The sequence below is a fragment of the Priestia sp. D3YE.R1 genome (assembly GCF_049199565.1).
In the GTDB taxonomy this organism is placed as follows: Bacteria; Bacillota; Bacilli; order Bacillales; family Bacillaceae_H; genus Priestia; species Priestia aryabhattai.
This window is the reverse complement of the sequence record NZ_JBLTHW010000001.1, coordinates 1417272-1434791: the sequence shown is the minus strand read 5'-3', so window position 1 is coordinate 1434791 and position 17520 is coordinate 1417272. Positions and strand designations below refer to the sequence as shown.

The window sequence follows — 17520 nt, the reverse complement described above, 5'->3', positions numbered from 1 at the left end:
AAACTCAGTATAGCATAGTATTGGCGTAATCCAAACTATAAATCAATATTTCTTCATGAATAATTATGATTCGTGTTTCATTAACTCTTCTTCAAAGAAAAATGTACTTGGATATTTATCAACTGTATAAGAATATCTTTTCATGTTTTTCACGTAATGACTTTTTACAATGATCACTATTTCATTAGATGCTTTTATACTTACTGTTTCTCCATTAGCAAATAAGCTTATACTCATATCCTTCATCCTCTCTCATATCAAAAACAATTAAATTTTTAACTTTATTTATCGGGAAATATAATGTGCATTTTATATTTTACTTTATGAGCATTCTGATAGTCAGCAACCTTTTCCAACGGCTACTCCAGCGAAAGTTAGTTTTTTGATACCTTACGTATACCTATCTTTACTAGCTTTCTGTCTCCAATGTCTATACTTATGTTTAAAGTAACCTTTTTAAAATCATTTCTTTTTAAATTATTAAAATTCAAAGTAAAAAGACCCCTGTGTGGAGTCTTTTTTACTTTGGATTAATTACGCTACTTTATGAACGTTAGCAGCTTGTGCTCCGCGTTGACCTTGTTCAATGTCAAACGTTACTTTTTGACCTTCTTCTAACGATTTAAAGCCTTCACCTTGAATAGAGCTGAAATGTACGAATACATCGTCTCCGCCTTCAACTTCGATAAAGCCGAAGCCTTTGTCTGCATTAAACCATTTCACTGTACCTTGTTCCATAATAGTGCCTCCTGGTGTGGAATACTCCACGCTTGTATTACTACCCTTGTCCAACCATACTATCTTAAGATAAAAAATTCTATAGAAGAGATTTCTCTTCTCTCAATCTTATACCGAACAAAAATAATTAACTTAATCGTAACATACGGAACCGCAGATAGCAAATACAGGGAATGAAATAAGTCTTTGAATGGTAAAAAGAGCCTTCTCTATGCTATACAAAGAGAAGGCTCTTTTTACGTGTTCATATTTTGCACAGCAGTTAATGGAGCAGCTGCTTTTTATTTGCTTTATTTTTCTGTTTGCTCCGTGTGCCACCATAATGAGTCTTTTGGATTTTCAACCGCTTCATTGTACTCAGACTTAGAAGCAACTGTAGGGTATGAACCTTTCAGTGATTTTCCTGCCGTGTTCGCGAACAGGAACAAGATTACGAAAAATCCGATGATGCTCACAATCGTTAAATAGAACGCTGGAGCCAAGTGATTGCCCGTTGCGTGAACTAACCATGTCGCAACTAATGGCGTCGTTCCACCAAAGATAGAAACTGAAACATTGAACGTAATCGCTAATGTTCGGTAGCGAATATCTGTGTAGAACATCGTTGGCAGCGTTCCAGGCATTGTTCCTTCATACGTAGCAAGTAAAACACCTAGAATAAGAATACCGATTGAAATAAAAACTAAACCATTTAAGTTGATTAAATAGAACGAAAAGGCTGACAGTAAGCTCAATCCGCCTAAACCGATTAAGAAAACTTTCTTGTTTCCGATTTTGTCGCTCAGTTTTCCAAACATAAGAGCAAGCGGCACCATTAAAATCATAACTGCCGTAATTAATACCGTACCAACTGTGTTGGATAAACCAATAATTTCATTTAAATAAGAAGGCATGTACGATAATAGCATATAGTTTGTAATGTTAAAGAAAGCCACGGCTACGAAACAAACAAACACATCTTTTTTGTGATTTTTTAAAATAGAGAGGAAGCTTTCTTCTTCAACTTCGTCTTCGTTGGAAAGTTCATTTTCAAAAATAGGTGTTTCCCCTAAACTTCTTCGTAAATAAAAACCAATAAGTCCTAAAGGCAATCCTAATAAGAAGGGAATTCTCCAGCCCCATGAGGCCATCTGTTTATCCGAAAGAACAAAAAACAGTAAGCTAGCTAGCAGTGAAGCAAGAATATAACCAACAAGTGTACCGATTTCTAGTCCACTTCCAAGCACATTTCGCTTATTGTCTGGAGACGATTCTGCAATATACACCATCGCACCAGCATATTCACCACCAGTTGAAAAACCTTGGATGATTCGTGCAATTAATAAAAGGATGGGTGCCCATATACCGATTTGATCATATGTAGGTAACAACCCAATGAGTAATGTGGAAAAGGCCATTAAAATAATGGTGGTGGTTAAAACGACTTTCCTTCCTAACTTGTCCCCGATTTTACCGAATATAACACCGCCTAATGGACGCATTAAAAAGGCAATCGCAAATGTGGCAAATGTGAACACTAATTTGAGCTGATCATTTTCAACTGCGCTAAAAAAGTTTTGACTAATAATCACGGCTAAATATGAATACAAGCCAAAGTCAAACCATTCCATCGCGTTTCCTACTCCTGTAGCAAAGACGCTTTTTTTAGCTTTGTCAATATCTACGACGTTAATTTTTTTCTTATTAAACTTCATTTCATTACGTCACCTCCGCGGTATACGATTATACAAGACTGAGTAGTAAAGTCAAATTTGACTCACTGTATTTCACATGTAAATGTGTTGGAACACTTCTTATTTTTAAGTAAAAAACGAAAACTATTCATGTGATGTTAAATATTTAAAAAGGTTATGGCTAAAGGGTTTGAAGCCAAAAAAAGCTAAGGAAAGAACGCTAATAAATAAATGAATTAAAACCAAAATAAACTTTTTTTATTTCAACGTACAATCGGTTGCTATTAAAAAACGATTTCCGTCTAAAATAGGGATCGCTTTCGATGGAATTACAGTCGCTGAAATAGCAACTTGTCGTTAAAGATAGCGCATCTGGTTTACAATGTTATTGGTACAAATTACCACTCAGGTTATCTGACAATTATTTTACAACCCATTAGATATAAGCTTTATTTTGTAATAGATAAACTGTTTCTATTACAAAAATTATGTAGCCTTAAAAATAAATATAAAGCTCGTTTTAACAAGTGCAGCACTGGATGATTCGGTCTATAGAATAAAACTTTAAGAGTTGGCTGGGGTTCGAGGGATAAACATTCAACTCCTTTCTCCGTATAATCGTTCGTGGCTTCGAGTAAGTTTTCTACTGTAAGAGCACGCTGGCTTACAGTGCTACTTTTGTCATATTCTTCAACTTGCGTAATATGCCAGCTCCACTCCCTCACCACGCTGTTTTTCCAAATAGAAAGATACTCTCTTTCTTCTCTTAGATACCCCATAAGACGAACTTTAAACCTAAATACACCCGTATAGTTTTGAATATAAAGATTCACATTTATTACATTTTTTTACATAAGATAAGCGTTTTATTTGCGATAAAATAAAAAAATAGACCTCCGCTTAGAAGAAGATCTATTTTTTTACTTGCTTTATTTTTTAGTAAGGCTGCCATTTCGCTCTAAAACAGGGACTTCGATGTCTACCGTGTTTGGATATTTAACTCCAAGTCCTGTATTTAAAGCAACAACCGTTTCGTTTTCTTCGATCCATCCTTCTTCTCGCAAACGGCGCGCAGCTAAGAATGTAGCAGCACCTTCCGGACAAATGAACGCACCTTCAAGCTGTGCAACCTTTTCTTGTTCCTCCACAATCTTATCTTCGTCCACCGCAATCGCACATCCATTTGTATTGTAGACTCCTTCTAAAACTAAGAAGTCCCCGATCGCTTTTGGTACGTTGATACCAAAGGCAATGGTTGAAGAATCCGGCCAAAATTCAGATTCTTGTTTTCTTTCATTCCATGCTTTTACAATAGGCGCACAGTTTTCAGCTTGTACTGCAACTAAACGAGGGAGATCACCTTTAATCCAGCCAAGCTCTTTTAATTCATTTAACGCTTTGTAGATTCCTATTAAACCAACGCCTCCTCCTGTTGGATATAAAATCACATCAGGAAGATTCCAAGAAAATTGTTCAGCAAGTTCTAGACCCATTGTTTTTTTACCTTCGATTCGGTACGGCTCTTTAAGTGTAGAAGCGTCATAAAGTCCCCAGGCTTTAATAGCCTCACCGACAATTTTACCCGCATCGCTGATGAGTCCATCTACTAAGTAAAGGTCAGCTCCAGCGACAGCACACTCATTTCGTGTAATAACAGGCGCATCTTTTGGCATTACAACGGTTGCTTTTATGTCAGCACGTGACGAATACAGCGACCAAGCAGCTCCGGCGTTCCCATTTGTAGGCATCGCTAACTGTTCAACGCCCAGTTCTTTTGCTTTTGACACCCCTACAGCGGCGCCTCTAGCTTTAAATGATCCCGTTGGAATAATACCTTCATCTTTCATATATAAGTTTGGAATATCCATTTCTTTACCTAGCTTAGACATTTTTATAAGCGGAGTCATCCCTTCGCCTAAGGAAATGACGTTTTCCGGATCTTCTACTGGAAGCAGCTCATGATATCTCCATAAATTTGGTTCTCTGCTTTGAACAGCTTCTGGAGTCAGGTTATCTTTCAATCTCTCTAAATCATACGCTACTAATAAAGGTGATCCACATTCACATAATTGATGTTTTTCTTTTGGACTATATTCTTTTTTGCATTTAGGACAATATAAGTGAGAAACATAACTAAACGGCATCATACACACTCCTTTAAATTCTGTAAACATACTACCCTATATACATTATAATTTATATTATTTTTATCAGAATTGTAAGGTATGATTTACTCATAATTTTTTGAATATTAAAAATTAATAAATCCCTATTACATTAGGATTTTTATCCTTTTTCTCACTTTGTTTATATTCTTTTTTTTAAGTCAACATCATTGAATTTAAATAAAAATGCGGAAAGAAATGTAATTCACACTTTAGTTATAGGAATAATCATTTAAGAAGTAGTAACTGCTCTTCGAATTTCACCACAGAAACGTTTACTGCTATTCAAAACAAAATTTACTTAGCAAGACCTTTCTTCAACTATTCAGCTTTTATACATATGTTTAACTTTGTCAAAGTACCTTTTTTATAAGATATTGACATTTTAGTAAGGTACCTTTATTATTTATTAAGGTACCTTATCTTTTTTTAAAAAACACGTCCTTCCTATCTTATTAAGAGGATAAATTTTTTTGTGCAGATAAGTCTAACGTTAAATTAGCAAGGAGGCTTTTATCATGGGTGAAAGAGATAACGAATATTTACACGAGCAAGATTTAATTGATCAATTTTTCAGGTTCCAGAGACAGCTAGCAAGATATCAGCGATACTACTTTGTCAGCAGAAGAGATCCTGGAGCATTAGGTGATCAGCACCGAGGGCAAGGACGGATATTAAAATTACTAAAATTGCAGCCCAAAACTACACAAAAAGAGCTGTCGTACTTACTGGACATGAGGCCTCAATCCATAGGTGAATTACTTAGTAAGTTAGAAAGAAAAGGTTACATTGTTCGTACACCATCCGAGAAAGATCGACGAGTACTCTCCGTTGAGTTAACAGCATCCGGACTAGAGGCTATCGAGGCTACGGAGGAACAAAACAATAGCTCAGGTATCTTTAATGTTCTTTCAGAAGAAGAGCAAGATACTCTTTCACATTTAATGCAGAAGTTAAATACTTACTTAGACGAAGAAATGTTAAAACAAGATGATGATGAAGGCAAAGAATTTCGACGTCCTAATGATCTGCGAGGATTTGAACCTCACCATAGATTCTTTGGTGGTGATCCGGAGCACGGACCAAGAGGTCTTGGACGCGGACCTTGGGGACACGGCGCTGAATCTAGAACACCAGGATTCAGCAATCGACCTCCACGAGAAACTAATAGAGATAATAACGAGAAATAATTCACATGCTGTTTAGTGTTTAGTGACTATTTCTACTAATTTCATGAGAGGAAATGCAATATGGAAAACATCTCAAATGTTGGAGAACAAGTTTTAAATAATAAAAACAATAAAGTATTGGTAATGGCTGGATTGATGATTGGAATCATTTTTTCCGAGCTTGATGAAACGGTTGTAAATACGGCCATGCCAACGATTATACGTGATCTTGGCGGACTATCTATGTATGGATGGGTTGCAGGCATTTATATGCTAGCGCTATCGGCTTTTATGCCTCTACTAGGAAAATTAGCTGATTTATTCAGTCGGAAAAAAGTCTACTTCGCTTCTATGGCCTTCTTTATTGGCGGCTCTATTATATGCGGGCTTTCTCATTCCATGATTATGCTTTTAATCGGACGAGGAATTCAAGGACTTGGCGCGGGTGGACTCATGCCGCTAGCCATGACGATTTCGAGTGATTTGTTCCCTGTTGAACAACGAGCAAAAGTTCAAGCGTTTATGGGTCCAGTTATGTTTATCCCTATGCTTTTAGGACCGTTAATGGGAGGCTTTTTTGTAGATCAAGCAAGCTGGCACTGGATTTTCTTCGTAAATATTCCAGTAGGATTAATAGCAGTCATTTTTTTAGCAAGTGGCTTAAAAGAAACACATGAAAGAAAAAAAGTAACGATTGATTGGGCTGGAGCCATTCTTCTGGTAGCTGCGATCATTTCATTATTAATTACGCCTGTTTTAGTCGAGAACGAAGGATATGCGTGGAGCTCTCCATTCATCATTTCGCTACTATGTGTAGGCGTACTTTTAATTGGACTTTTCATTTGGATAGAATCAAAAGTGGTTGAACCTATCGTACCGCTGCATCTATTTAAAAATCGTAATATTTTAGTATTATCACTGCTTGTTTTTACTGTAGGCTGTGGATTAATGGGATCATTCTCATCTTTCCCTTACTTTGCACAGAACGTATTAGGCCTTACCCCTACGGAATCTGGGTATTTAACTTTGCCCATGATGGTAGGTGCTGTTGCAACTTCAATCGTTTCTGGGTTTCTATTAACAAAAGTTCGGTACCGCGAATTGTTTGTACTTTCTTTCATTATGCCTGTTATCGGCTTTTATTTATTTTCTAAATTAAATATTAATACCACTACCTTGCAGGTCATCATTTTCTTTTTTATCACGGGGCTTGGCTTAGGGGTCATGTTTGGCGGAGATAACTTAATTGTTCAAGAATCTGTAGAAAAAGAACACAAAGGAATTGCATTAGCAACCGTTCCATTGTTTCAGTCTATTGGCGCAACTGTGGGAGTAAGTATGTTTGGTACGCTATTATCTTCCACGCTTACTTCAAAGCTAAGTAGTTTAGGTGATGAATTGCCAAAAAGCATGGCAGATAATATGAATAGCCTGGCAGCAGGAGGAATTCCAAACGGTCTTACTCCAGAATTATTTATAAAAATCAAAGTTTTATTTATTGAATCATTTCAACATATCTATACTTACGCATTTGTGCTTACAATCATTTCCTTTATTTTATGCTTCTTTCTAAAAAAAGAAGTGCTATCTTCAAAACCAGAAGAGGAATAAAAGAGATTGATACTTTAGTCAAAAGTGTATTTGTACAACAATCGTTCCAAAAAATGAAAAAGCCAATTCGAATTTAACTCGAATTGGCTTTTTTTATTAATAGATTAAAGATTTTACTTTAGTTATTTCGGAGTCATATTACCATCAGCTGTACTCTTGATTGTTCTTTCTTTTTTCTTAAATAGATTTGTTCGCACTCTCTTTCTTAAAGACTCCTATTAACAGCGTAACCAGTCCTATTAAAAAGAAAAACGGAAACAATAACATCATTAATGCAGCTCCTGCAAAACCTTCTTCCTGGCTAATTGCAAACAAAATTGAAACGGCCCATGAAAAGAACGGAGCTATGATTAATATAGTTGTTGTTCCCCACACTATATATTTTCTTTTAGTTGTTTTTCCTTGGCTTAGTCCGCTTGCAAACATCAGACCTAATACTAAAACAAGTAATGCAACTCCAAGTGCCATATCATCCCCACCTCCAGCATCCGTTTAGTTTTCACGTTACACCGTTTTCTTTTTTGTCTCTTGCACCGCAATAAATATGCTTGTAATAACGAGTAAAATTAAACCTTCTCCGATAATTATTATCCCTTTTATCTGGATGTCTATCGCATCAAATCCGCTTATTTTGGCAAAAGCGTAAAGAAGTAAAAATGAACCGAATAACACCGTAACGAAGGAAATAACCAGCGCGGCTATTCTATTGTTAAACACAATACTTACAAAAAGGATTACCACAAATATGATACTAATAGCCATGCAATTATTAAGTATGAAAGACATACATACCTCCTTGAAACATCTTGTTATATCGTTTGAACATATTCGACCTGTCAGCTATTCTCTAATTAGCAATGAACGGAGTTTTACCTATGTAAGATGGATTATGTATCTGCTCAATCATAAATCTCGCAATATCCCGAGAAGATATTTTAAACCCTGGCATATCAAATTCATCCTCTTTTATGGCTTGAGATTTTTTGTTTTCTTCAACAAAAGGAAGGCGTATAAGCGTCCAATCTAGTTTGCTTTTTCGAAGAAGCTGCAATTCTTTTCTTTTATCTTCCATCATTTCAGAGTACAGAATACGAAATACACTAGCTCCTACCTTATTAAGAATTGATTTTTTATCTCCTTCTATATCTAAAGATCCCCCAGTTACTCCAACATATCTCTTTATTTCAAGCTCTTTCATAGTCTGAATAACTAATGCTGTAATTTCGCTATATAAAGGTACAGCTTTGTTAGGCTGACCGAATGTATTGATAACGGCGTGGCATCCACTTAGTAAGGAAAGAATGACATCTGGATCTCTAGCATCTCCTTCAATTAAAGTTATGTTTGGATCTTCAAGTAACGATTTTTTTGGAGTTCTAACTAGCATACGAACGCGATAGCCTTCTTCTTTAGCTGTTTTTACTAAAAATCTACCTGCTCTTCCGGTCCCTCCAATAATCGCAATCGTATTTTTCATATCAATCATTCCCCCATATACATAGCAACAAAGTTTAGTTAATAACCATATTATACCATTCATGTATTTAAGCATGAAATAAACTCTATGAAGCTAGAATGTGTTAAGATCCGTTTAAAAAAAGAGCCCTAACTCCAGAGAGTAAAAGATTTTTGTTTGTTATCACTTACTCTTACTCAAACCTAAACCCAATCCCGCCGTCTACAATAATATTTTGACCCGTAACAAACGATGCGTCGTCCGAAAGAAGCCATTTTACTGCTTTTGCCGCTTCAAGCGGATCACCAATTCTGCCTAGCGCGTTTAATTTTTGATAGGATTCATTGAGCTTTTCTTTTTCCTCTGAAGATAGAGCTAAAAACTTTTCTTCTAGCATAGACGTCCGAAATGCACCTGGACACAGAGAGTTAATTCTTATATTTTGATGGCCATATTCCTGAGCAACTGACTTTGTTAAAGCAATCACACCGCTTTTCCCAGCCGCATACACGCCAGTCCCCGCTGAACATAAAATAGCGTCCATTGAGGATGTATTCACAATGACCCCGCTGTTTTGTTTGGTCATAACCTGCAGCTGATACTTCATACAAAGCCATACACTTTTTAACGTAACGTTTATTAAATGGTCAAAGTCTTCTTCTTTGAATTCATGCGTAGCACTAGAGGAAGCCTCCGTGTTAGCCGCATTATTAAAGCCCACATCAATTTTCCCAAATGTAGAGTATGTTTGGCTAACAAGGTTTTTGACATCTTGACTATTTGTTACATCCGTTTTGATAAAAAGAGATCGAGGAGACCACTTTCTTAATCTAGAAAGAGCTTCTTCTCCTTTTTCACTATTTCTAGAAGCAATCACAACATGCATGCCCTCTTTTGCGAGTAATTCCGCTGTTGCTAAACCAATCCCCGACGTTCCACCCGTAATAATCCCTACTTTTTCTTCAAACATCTATTTCTCCCCTTTTGCGTTTAATAAGATCTCAACAAATTAAATTTAGTCACACTAGCCATAGAAGTTATTCAGCTTTGGGTAAATTAATCCCTGCTTCGAAATACTAAAAAGATAGTGAGAAACAACTAAAGCAATTCAATCTAAAGACGCGCAAATTGGACAAAGGAGCTAGTATAGGTCACTTGCCCGCTGTTGATTTCGGTGCAAGGCTTCACTTTCCGCGGGCGGCCGGTGAGCCCGCAGGGGTCTTCGCCTTGCCCTCCAATCAACTGCTAGAAGCACCCACCCACATAAACGAAACCTACGTTCATCACAACAACAAAAAATCCGAACAAGTTTGATTCTCCATCAAGAATCTCCATTCATCGTTCAGATTTTTCTTTAACTAAAATACTGTTGTTGCAGTCTCTTTTGACTAGCTACTAATCTGATGTTGAGAAACAGATAAAGCAGATTTTCGATTCCATAAATAGAAGGCATATCCGCTTAAAAATAGAAGCAGCGCGTAATTAATAAGTAAAGAATCGTTAGCTTCAACAGGGCTTGTAAACTGGAGAAAATTATTTAAGCCGTGGAATACAATCGTAATTCCAATCGATTGACCGTAAACGATTAGCAAAGCCAGTACCAACCCAATAATAAATGCAAATAAAATTTGAAAAATTGTATTTGCTACCGATTGACCGCTTAGCATATTCAAACTGTGCGTAAAGGCAAATAGAAACGATGATAGAAGAATCGCCACTTTATAGCTTTTTGCTAACAGCAAATTCAGCATAAACCCTCTAAATACCATCTCTTCTACAAATGCTATGACTAGAGTTTGGGTAAGCAAAATAAGAACAAGATCAACAGTGGAACTTCCGTATACACCTTTGTTCCCGATGAGGATAATAAGCAAATACAAAAGAAGCGGAGAAAGAACGAGGATTCTTGTTCTAAAGGACATGTTTTGTTGAAAGGAGAAAAAATGCTGCCACTTTTTTGTTTTTGTTAGATAAAAAGCTATTCCTATTGCTAAAGGGACAACTCCTAAAAACTGAAGATAATGTGCAGTAGGATGCGTCATGCTCACGTATGCACCGTTTACCACAAACCAAAAGATAACTAAGATTTCTAGGCCAATAACTTTCCATAAAAGCTTTGACTTGATCATCACTACACTACCTTTCTGCTTTAGGCTTCATTGATAACCTATATTCGTTTTAAGGATTTTATATGTTTTCACCTTTTTATCATTCGATCTCAAAGATCATGTGAGGCAACGCTTCTTCCTTTTAAAATAAGAAGATCGTTCCTCCTTTTTTACTGTGATTACACAAGGTACAAAAATGCACAAAACCCTACCCATGTGACGTAGTCACCAAACTTCATTTTTTTACCGCCTCTCACAAGTACATTTACAGCCCAATTCAAAGCACTTCCCTCGGACGTTTTAGCTACATACTTTCTCGCTAAAGCGTATGCTCCCACTCGAAATAAGTAATAGCTGACTAAACATAAAAAAGAGATGGTCATAAAATTTAAATTTAACTCTTTCACCTTGTACACCTCATCGTTTTTGTGTTATTACATAACATTGCTTTTTATTTCTGTTCATAAAAATCTTTTTTGACACCTTTCAAAAGCTTTAATATTTCTTTATAAAAACAGATAATTAACATTCCAACGATGTTTGTCACCATCATAATCATAAGATTGCCGATGATGAGACTCAGAAAATTACCAAAAAACATGAGGCCAATTCCGATATAAAAGCCTGGGTGAAGTAGCTTATCGTCGTCTTCTTTTTCTTCTTCCTGAATGTTTATTCTGTTTTGTAATGCAACATCATTTTTAATAAACTCATTAATAGTTGTTCCATAGATGTCGCTTAAGTTTAAAAGTTGTTGGATATCAGGGTAGCTCTGATTATCTTCCCATTTATGTATGTGCTGTACCGATACACTCAGCTGCTCAGCAACCTCTTCTTCTGACATCTTTTGTTCTTCTCTTAATTTTTTTAATTGATTTCCTAACCTCAACTCATTCACCTCTATAACTATGGCAGCGTGTAAACAAAATTTGTTTGCACTACGTTTTCTCGTTTTCTACAATTCTAACATATTGTGGTAAAAAAGAAAGAAACAGTAATGAGACATATAAACCATAAAACGATACCACTAAAAAATAGTGAGAATTCTCATGTGTAAAAAATGAAAGAATGCACTTTTATCTACAGCCCTTTAGTGTTTATACTAAATAGTGGATTGTACGAACATAGAAATGAAAAAGGAGGCAAACTGACGATGGAAATGCTGCTTATTTATCTATTTGTTGTCGCTCTTATCGGATTTATTATTTGGAGAAAGATGAAAAAGAAAAACAAGCCCATTAAAAAGAATGGACTTGGTATACTAGCACCTATTTTTTTCATATTGATTGCATTTTCACTTAGTCTAAGTCAACTGATGCACATACCGGGCCAATCATTTCACTTACCACCCTACTGGGAGATGATGATTGCTGGTGTATTAGGTGTGATATTCGGGCTCATTATGCTTAGCCAAACAGACTATGAAGTAAGAGAAGATGGCTTTATTTATTCAAAGCCAAACAAAAATTTTAAATATGTAATTATCGCCATTATTTTTATAAGAATGGCTTTGAGCCAGTACTTCAAAGGATTAGACTCGATAGACTTCGCGGTCTTAACAATGACGCTAGCCTTTATATATATTGTTATTTGGAGAGTTGGCAGCTATTTAAAATTCCGTAAACTAAATGGTGATAATTACAGCGTAAATGCTGGGTAATGATCAATATAACTAGTCCTTCTTCCTGTTTGGAAAGAAGGATTTTTTGTCATAGTGAGTAAAAGTTACGCCTGTTGTGTAAGACAACATATATATTGTATAATGCAATATGTGTTTTTTATAACAGAAGTCTATCTATAAAAAGAGATTATAGTAAAACTGTACCTAATCACCCGCTGTTTGATTTACAGGTATATGATGAAAGGAATCGTAACATGACATTTATCAATTCGGTAACAGGCCCAGTCGATACGTCCGAACTAGGGCTAACACTAATCCATGAACATATGCGCGTGCGTTCTGAATCTGTTCACGCCCAGTTTCCTCATTTATATGATGAGGAACAAGAAGTTGCAAAAGCAGTAGAACAAGTAAATCGTGCGAAGAAGCTCGGAGTCAACACGATCTGTGATCCGACGGTGATGGAACAAGGGCGAGATATTCGTTTCATTGAAAAAATTGCCCGTGAAACGGATACTCAAATCATCGCAGCCACAGGAATTTATACGTATAACTACATCCCTACCCACTTTCAAACGCGTAGCATTGACTATATGGCAGACCTGTTTGTTCGAGACATTGAAGTCGGCATTCAAAACACGTCAATCAAAGCAGGTTTTCTAAAATGCGCCACGGATGCACCTGGCGTAACGGCTGATGTAGAAAAAGTAATGCGTGCCGTAGCACGAGCTCATAAAAAAACGGGCGTGCCAATTATGACTCATTCACATCCTGCAAGCGGCACAGGCTTAAAGCAGCTGGACATCTTACTCGATGAAGGCGCTAATCCAAATCAAATTCTGATTGGACATACGGGAGATACGGATAACCTCGAGTATATTTCAAACATATTAAAGCAAGATGCCTTTATCGGTATGGACCGCTACGGCCTGACAAGAGAATGTTCAACTGAAAATAGAAATGAAACGGTCATTGAATTGGCTAAACAAGGCTATTCAAACCGCATGTTTCTATCACAAGACTACTGCTGTACAATGGACTGGTTTCCAGAAGGCGTAATTGAAGAACGTTTTCCAAAATGGTCAATGAGCTTTGTATTAGAAGAAGTAGTGCCGGAATTAAAAAGAAAAGGCGTAACCGAACAGCAGATTCAGCACATGCTTTTTGATAACGCCCGCTGTTGGTTTGAAGGAAAGTAATTGGGACATCCTTTTTTATTACTACTAAAACCCCCACTGTCTAAGCCTACCGTGGGGGTTTTTTACGCGTATTATTTTATATGCTTATATTAACCAATTTTTCTTAATAGCTTTTGTTTTTCTTGACTCTTTTTCACCATAAAGTTTGCACCCGACAGGCATAATCCAACGGCGATCCCGATTGTCAGGTTTGTAAACACCGTTAATGAAAATGTCGTAAGTAAAACCAATGAATGAAACGATTTTTCTTTTATTACCTTTGCAAACTGTTCTTTTTTACTGATGTTCCACGCTACGACCATCAAAACTGGCGCGAGACTGGCAAGCGCCACGTATGAAGCATACGGAGCAAGCACTAGCAGCACAATCAACACAAAGATAGCATGCGTGATTCCTGCAATTGGAGATGAAGCGCCGTTTTTAATATTGGTAACGGTTCTTGCGATCTCTCCTGCCGCGGGAATACCTGAAAACATCGGCGTTACCATGTTGACAATTCCCTGGCCAATCAGTTCTTTTTTGCTGCTGTGCTTTGATTTTGTCATTTCATCCGCAACGCGAGCTGTCAGCAAAGACTGTAACCCTACAAGTATAGCAATGACAAATGCAGAAGGTAAAAGAGTGACAACCCTCTCCACTGTTATATCTGGAAACGCTGGCGCCGGAAAGTGACGAGGTATCTCTCCGTAAATGGAACCAATGGTTTCAAACTGATTTGCAAAGAAAAAAGATGCCAAGCCGGTGGATACAACAATTCCAAGTAAATAGGACATTCCCAGTGACTTAGGTGAAAAGTAAAGCACAATTAAAATCGTAGCTAAGCACAACCCTGCTGTAGCAATACTATAGATGTTGATGAAGTGTAAATTACCAAAGATCTCTTTTATATTCAAATGAAAATACTGATATTTTTCAATCGCGTGCAGCCCAAGGAAGTTTGGAATCTGCCCGCTAAAGATAATCAGCGCAATTCCCGACTGAAATCCTACAATAATAGAGGACGGAAAATACTTGATTAAAGCTCCTACTTTACAGAGCGCAAAGATAATGAGGAGAATTCCGGACATAAAGCCGGCAATTAATAAATTTTCATAGCCATATTGCAACACAATCCCTAATAAAACAGGAACAAACGCACCCGTAGGTCCCGCGATTTGAAACCTACATCCACCTAAAATAGCAATTAGCAAGCCCGCTACAATCGTTGTATAAAGTCCTGTAACAGGCGATATTCCAGAAGCTATCGCAAATCCTAACCCTAAAGGTATAGCTATAATGCCAACAACAATACCCGATAGTATATCTTTCTTCAAATGCTGTAAGGAGTAATTTCGAAAAACCTCTAGATTCATAAGTGTACATCAGCCTCCATTTTAAGTAGTGAGGTTACCCATTCGTATTTTCGTCATACAACCTTATTGAGCTTTCTCAAAATAAGGTGGGCTACTCGATTACTTCTATCTTAAAGGAGACAGCTTACAAAAAAATAAAGGAGAAATTAGAAGTTTCTTAGACAGTTATTAAAATTTCCTTAAAAATTCTTACTTTTTATTCTTTTAGTTATTTTTCAGATAAACTGCGTTTCTTACTTATAAATAAAGCAGGATAACTAGACCCTATCGTAACTATAGAGTCTATGTGGTCCGGCTGCACAGATTTTTAAGGTCAAGTAGACGACAGGACTACCTCCATCGGTTTAATTACATTCGAATTTACAGGACGCTCGGTTGCATGAGTCCCGTTAATCACAAATTTGAACACGTTAAAAAAATTGTTTCGCTTAGTGTTGACATACCATAAAACAAGTTATCGGAAACCTAAAGACGAACAGATGAGATACAATACATGAGCTGAACCGCTTATAACACCGCAGTTGATTTCCGTGCAAGGCTTCGCTTTCCGCGGGCGGGCGCTGAGCCTCCTCGTCGCTTGCGCTCCTGCGGGGTCTCATCTGTCCCGCTCTTCCCGCAGGAGTCTTCGCCTTGCTCTTCAATCAACTGCTAGAAAAATCTAAACAGGTGAAACCTACGTTCATCCTAACAAAAAAAACGAACCACCCATCAAACATGTTGATCAAGGGTCCGTTTTTCACTTGAGCTAACATACGTTTGTCCCAGGCTCGTTTTTTTACTAATAAGAGATATAATACCAATTTCTTTGTACCTTTTCTATTTCATCAAACTTCAGACCAAAATCGCCTGATGAAGGTTTACGGTTTTTTGGGTCATAAACAAAGCCTGAGAAATGACCTAAGATTCCAAGGTTTGTAAAGAAAAGTACGGATGTCCCCTTTCCTTTGGTTTCTACTGCGACATCATCTCGACCTCTAGATACGCTCGCATACTCTTTAGGTAAATCAACAAGCGATGAGTTGTCGGGTTCATTGGGTAAAGGAATAAGCCATGGGTAGTTGGCTTATTCGGGTTTCAAGGCGCCACTTTGTATTTTAGCTGCTGGTGGAGTTTAAAGTTTATGTCTAAATTAAGCTGCTCAAACGGAATAAAGAACCACAGCATAACGGTTATCACTTGAATAGCCAAAGGCAGCCACTTTCCACTGCTAAACAGATACATTCCTGTCCACAGCGTTAGAAAGGAATGACAAAGAATAACCATATATACGGACTTACGTATTTCCCTATACGATTATCTAAATCCCATTGAAACAGTGACAATAAAAAAACAAGCAAACTACTACATAACGATAAAAGCAAGGTTAAATGACGCTTCACACATTTCCCTCTTTCTGAAATAATTCTTTTTTAACCTTCACTCTTTATAATTCATTATTTACTTACTATAGTTCTATGAATCCGCTTTAAGAATTCTCTTATTATTCTAGAAAGCCCATTATTGGCATTATAAAAGTACCCAAAAGAATAAGTTTTATAATGCGGAGGAGCAAAGTTAACGACTACATATTGATCACTTCTAGATAAGCCGGCATCTGTTCTAAACGCATAGTCAAATCCTATATTTATTGCCGTATTATTTTCCAACGTATTACGAATGGTATCTACATTATTGGTAGTAAACAAGATATCACATGGCAGTGAGCTAAAACCTTTCATAAATTCCTGAATATATTTGTCGTTATATAAAACAATGGGCTGGTTAATTAACATCTCTTCAGTAATGAGTGTTTGTTTGGCTAATGGCGACTTCTTATTTACTGCAGCTACCATATGACCATCTAATAACTTTTTAAATACCAAGTTCCGATACTTTTTTTCTTCTTTTTCTGTATAAGTAATAAACCCTACATCTACCTCCCCATCTAGAACTTTATCTATAATGTACTCGGTGCTATTTTCATAGACAGAAGCCTTTATGTTCGGATATTCTCTTTTAATTTCTGTTATTAAGTGAACGAGGAGCTCCATTGGTCCTGGGTAGGTTGCAATCTTTATTTCACCATTCATGGTATTTGTATACGCTTCTGCTTCATCCATAAATTCTTGAATTTTCAATAAAGCAGAGTTGGCCTTTTCAATTAACCTATGACCTTCTTCAGTTGGAATAGATCCTCTTCTAGAACGATGAAAAATGATTATATTTAGTTCTTTCTCTAAATTTTTTATAGATTGGCTTAGTGCAGGTAACGTAATATGCAGGTTATCAGCTGCTTCTTTTAATGAACCAGTTTTACCTATTTCCACCATATATTTTAATTGTTCAATATTCATAATGCCCTCTTTTTCTTTTAGTTAAGTATTGCTTAACAATCATTAATATTAACTAAATTTACCATAAGTATATCTAGTTGTATACTTATAGGTAT

19 protein-coding genes are annotated in these 17520 nt (G+C 36.7%); 4 read left to right on the top strand and 15 right to left on the bottom strand.

Going from position 1 to position 17520, the window contains the following annotated elements; all coding sequences use genetic code 11:
• Positions 1-63 precede the first annotated feature (63 nt).
• The 4 genes from ACOZIR_RS07530 to ACOZIR_RS07515 all read right to left on the bottom strand — a co-directional run bounded on the left by ACOZIR_RS07530 (position 64) and on the right by ACOZIR_RS07515 (position 4555).
• Complete coding sequence (locus ACOZIR_RS07530; protein WP_169746652.1) at positions 64-237, bottom strand: hypothetical protein; 174 nt, start codon at positions 235-237, stop codon at positions 64-66.
• A gap of 297 nt (positions 238-534) precedes the next feature.
• Entirely contained in the window at positions 535-738 is a 204-nt protein-coding gene (locus ACOZIR_RS07525; RefSeq protein WP_014459099.1) for a cold-shock protein, read from the bottom strand.
• A gap of 290 nt (positions 739-1028) precedes the next feature.
• Positions 1029-2432 (bottom strand): MFS transporter, encoded by a 1404-nt coding sequence (locus ACOZIR_RS07520; RefSeq protein ID WP_033580232.1) that lies wholly within the window; start codon positions 2430-2432, stop codon positions 1029-1031.
• Positions 2433-3340: 908 nt separating this feature from the next.
• The gene (locus tag ACOZIR_RS07515) at positions 3341-4555 is read right to left on the bottom strand and encodes a threonine synthase (RefSeq protein WP_045290785.1); all 1215 of its coding nucleotides are present in this window, start codon (positions 4553-4555) and stop codon (positions 3341-3343) included.
• A 539-nt stretch (positions 4556-5094) separates the two neighbouring features.
• On the opposite strand from ACOZIR_RS07515, the gene ACOZIR_RS07510 reads away from it, so the two are divergent.
• Positions 5095-5766, top strand: coding sequence for a MarR family winged helix-turn-helix transcriptional regulator (locus ACOZIR_RS07510; RefSeq protein WP_045290786.1), 672 nt, complete (start codon positions 5095-5097; stop codon positions 5764-5766).
• 60 nt (positions 5767-5826) lie between these two features.
• Positions 5827-7356, top strand: coding sequence for an MDR family MFS transporter (locus ACOZIR_RS07505; RefSeq protein WP_045290788.1), 1530 nt, complete (start codon positions 5827-5829; stop codon positions 7354-7356).
• 177 nt (positions 7357-7533) lie between these two features.
• Here the strand turns inward: ACOZIR_RS07505 and ACOZIR_RS07500 are convergent, their stop codons facing one another.
• From ACOZIR_RS07500 to ACOZIR_RS07470, 7 genes are all read right to left on the bottom strand, one after another.
• Positions 7534-7824 carry a hypothetical protein gene (locus ACOZIR_RS07500; RefSeq protein WP_310877920.1) on the bottom strand — a complete coding sequence of 97 codons (291 nt, stop codon included), beginning with the start codon at positions 7822-7824 and terminating at the stop codon, positions 7534-7536.
• A gap of 36 nt (positions 7825-7860) precedes the next feature.
• Complete coding sequence (locus ACOZIR_RS07495; protein WP_045290792.1) at positions 7861-8142, bottom strand: hypothetical protein; 282 nt, start codon at positions 8140-8142, stop codon at positions 7861-7863.
• 61 nt (positions 8143-8203) lie between these two features.
• On the bottom strand, positions 8204-8833 hold the full coding sequence (locus ACOZIR_RS07490) for an NAD(P)-dependent oxidoreductase (RefSeq protein WP_152640834.1): 630 nt from the start codon (positions 8831-8833) through the stop codon (positions 8204-8206).
• A gap of 172 nt (positions 8834-9005) precedes the next feature.
• On the bottom strand, positions 9006-9782 hold the full coding sequence (locus ACOZIR_RS07485; RefSeq protein ID WP_045290794.1) for an SDR family NAD(P)-dependent oxidoreductase: 777 nt from the start codon (positions 9780-9782) through the stop codon (positions 9006-9008).
• A gap of 418 nt (positions 9783-10200) precedes the next feature.
• Positions 10201-10941: a CPBP family intramembrane glutamic endopeptidase gene (locus ACOZIR_RS07480; RefSeq protein ID WP_045290796.1), complete on the bottom strand. Its 741-nt coding sequence runs from the start codon at positions 10939-10941 to the stop codon at positions 10201-10203.
• A gap of 158 nt (positions 10942-11099) precedes the next feature.
• Positions 11100-11327, bottom strand: a complete 228-nt coding sequence (locus tag ACOZIR_RS07475; RefSeq protein ID WP_310877923.1) for a hypothetical protein — start codon at positions 11325-11327, stop codon at positions 11100-11102.
• Positions 11328-11371: 44 nt separating this feature from the next.
• Positions 11372-11818: a helix-turn-helix domain-containing protein gene (locus ACOZIR_RS07470; RefSeq protein WP_272946316.1), complete on the bottom strand. Its 447-nt coding sequence runs from the start codon at positions 11816-11818 to the stop codon at positions 11372-11374.
• A 255-nt stretch (positions 11819-12073) separates the two neighbouring features.
• On the opposite strand from ACOZIR_RS07470, the gene ACOZIR_RS07465 reads away from it, so the two are divergent.
• Positions 12074-12580 carry a CcdC protein domain-containing protein gene (locus ACOZIR_RS07465; protein ID WP_045290801.1) on the top strand — a complete coding sequence of 169 codons (507 nt, stop codon included), beginning with the start codon at positions 12074-12076 and terminating at the stop codon, positions 12578-12580.
• Between the two features lie 215 nt (positions 12581-12795).
• Positions 12796-13740 carry a phosphotriesterase family protein gene (locus ACOZIR_RS07460; RefSeq protein WP_045290803.1) on the top strand — a complete coding sequence of 315 codons (945 nt, stop codon included), beginning with the start codon at positions 12796-12798 and terminating at the stop codon, positions 13738-13740.
• 89 nt (positions 13741-13829) lie between these two features.
• On the opposite strand, the gene ACOZIR_RS07455 is transcribed toward ACOZIR_RS07460, so the two are convergent.
• The 4 genes from ACOZIR_RS07455 to ACOZIR_RS07440 form a co-directional block, all read right to left on the bottom strand.
• The gene (locus ACOZIR_RS07455; RefSeq protein WP_045290806.1) at positions 13830-15092 is read right to left on the bottom strand and encodes a SulP family inorganic anion transporter; all 1263 of its coding nucleotides are present in this window, start codon (positions 15090-15092) and stop codon (positions 13830-13832) included.
• A 507-nt stretch (positions 15093-15599) separates the two neighbouring features.
• Positions 15600-15737, bottom strand: coding sequence for a hypothetical protein (locus ACOZIR_RS07450; protein WP_169746653.1), 138 nt, complete (start codon positions 15735-15737; stop codon positions 15600-15602).
• Between the two features lie 429 nt (positions 15738-16166).
• On the bottom strand, positions 16167-16313 hold the full coding sequence (locus ACOZIR_RS07445) for a hypothetical protein (RefSeq protein WP_237758403.1): 147 nt from the start codon (positions 16311-16313) through the stop codon (positions 16167-16169).
• Positions 16314-16525: 212 nt separating this feature from the next.
• Positions 16526-17425 carry a LysR family transcriptional regulator gene (locus ACOZIR_RS07440; RefSeq protein ID WP_328120564.1) on the bottom strand — a complete coding sequence of 300 codons (900 nt, stop codon included), beginning with the start codon at positions 17423-17425 and terminating at the stop codon, positions 16526-16528.
• Between the last annotated feature and the right edge of the window lie 95 nt (positions 17426-17520).

Bases quoted from the DNA above. Each gene is read 5' to 3' on its own strand.
- ACOZIR_RS07510 (WP_045290786.1), top strand. From the start codon at position 5,095: ATGGGTGAAAGAGATAACGAATATTTACACGAGCAAGATTTAATTGAT.
- ACOZIR_RS07490 (WP_152640834.1), bottom strand. From the start codon at position 8,833: ATGAAAAATACGATTGCGATTATTGGAGGGACCGGAAGAGCAGGTAGA.
- ACOZIR_RS07455 (WP_045290806.1), bottom strand. From the start codon at position 15,092: ATGAATCTAGAGGTTTTTCGAAATTACTCCTTACAGCATTTGAAGAAA.
- ACOZIR_RS07480 (WP_045290796.1), bottom strand. From the start codon at position 10,941: ATGATCAAGTCAAAGCTTTTATGGAAAGTTATTGGCCTAGAAATCTTA.
- ACOZIR_RS07440 (WP_328120564.1), bottom strand. From the start codon at position 17,425: ATGAATATTGAACAATTAAAATATATGGTGGAAATAGGTAAAACTGGT.
- ACOZIR_RS07485 (WP_045290794.1), bottom strand. From the start codon at position 9,782: ATGTTTGAAGAAAAAGTAGGGATTATTACGGGTGGAACGTCGGGGATT.
- ACOZIR_RS07515 (WP_045290785.1), bottom strand. From the start codon at position 4,555: ATGCCGTTTAGTTATGTTTCTCACTTATATTGTCCTAAATGCAAAAAA.
- ACOZIR_RS07505 (WP_045290788.1), top strand. From the start codon at position 5,827: ATGGAAAACATCTCAAATGTTGGAGAACAAGTTTTAAATAATAAAAAC.
- ACOZIR_RS07520 (WP_033580232.1), bottom strand. From the start codon at position 2,432: ATGAAGTTTAATAAGAAAAAAATTAACGTCGTAGATATTGACAAAGCT.
- ACOZIR_RS07465 (WP_045290801.1), top strand. From the start codon at position 12,074: ATGGAAATGCTGCTTATTTATCTATTTGTTGTCGCTCTTATCGGATTT.
- ACOZIR_RS07500 (WP_310877920.1), bottom strand. From the start codon at position 7,824: ATGGCACTTGGAGTTGCATTACTTGTTTTAGTATTAGGTCTGATGTTT.
- ACOZIR_RS07460 (WP_045290803.1), top strand. From the start codon at position 12,796: ATGACATTTATCAATTCGGTAACAGGCCCAGTCGATACGTCCGAACTA.
- ACOZIR_RS07530 (WP_169746652.1), bottom strand. From the start codon at position 237: ATGAGTATAAGCTTATTTGCTAATGGAGAAACAGTAAGTATAAAAGCA.
- ACOZIR_RS07525 (WP_014459099.1), bottom strand. From the start codon at position 738: ATGGAACAAGGTACAGTGAAATGGTTTAATGCAGACAAAGGCTTCGGC.
- ACOZIR_RS07445 (WP_237758403.1), bottom strand. From the start codon at position 16,313: ATGTATCTGTTTAGCAGTGGAAAGTGGCTGCCTTTGGCTATTCAAGTG.
- ACOZIR_RS07495 (WP_045290792.1), bottom strand. From the start codon at position 8,142: ATGTCTTTCATACTTAATAATTGCATGGCTATTAGTATCATATTTGTG.